General features: G+C 59.5%; 1 protein-coding gene. It reads right to left on the bottom strand.

The window, feature by feature from the left end; all coding sequences use genetic code 11:
- Positions 1-317, bottom strand: a 317-nt coding sequence (locus KCG87_RS27390; protein WP_210559240.1) for a hypothetical protein, incomplete at its 3' end; no start/stop codon positions are given.
- Positions 318-348 lie beyond the last annotated feature (31 nt).

The raw sequence follows: 348 nt of genomic DNA, 5'->3' as shown, positions 1-348 counted from the left end.
TTGACCAGAACCCTCTGAAGCGGCGACTCCTCCGGTGCCTGGTTCGCGCGGGTCACACTGTAGAACACGGGATAGGCATCCCCCCTGCGGATATGCCCCTCGTCGATGACCCCTTTGACGATTTGGTTTTCATCCTCGAGTTCGATGGTTTTACTCCAGACCGGCACCGTCCCGTCGGCCCAATAAACCTTGAACTCGTCGCCCTCCTCCATGTGCAGCCAGGGGTTCACCCGAAAATGCACGCCCCCTTCCACACCGGCCACCCCCAAACCACCGTCGTAGCCCTCCACGGGGGTCGCGAATTTACTGATGGTCATGGGCCTGAGTGCGTCGATATCAGGATCAGAA

It is taken from the genome of Pseudomonas sp. MWU347, from assembly GCF_017947305.1.
Taxonomy (GTDB): Bacteria; Pseudomonadota; Gammaproteobacteria; order Pseudomonadales; family Pseudomonadaceae; genus Aquipseudomonas; species Aquipseudomonas putida_A.
The sequence above is the reverse complement of the archived record's forward strand: the minus strand, read 5'-3'. Positions and strand labels throughout refer to the sequence as shown.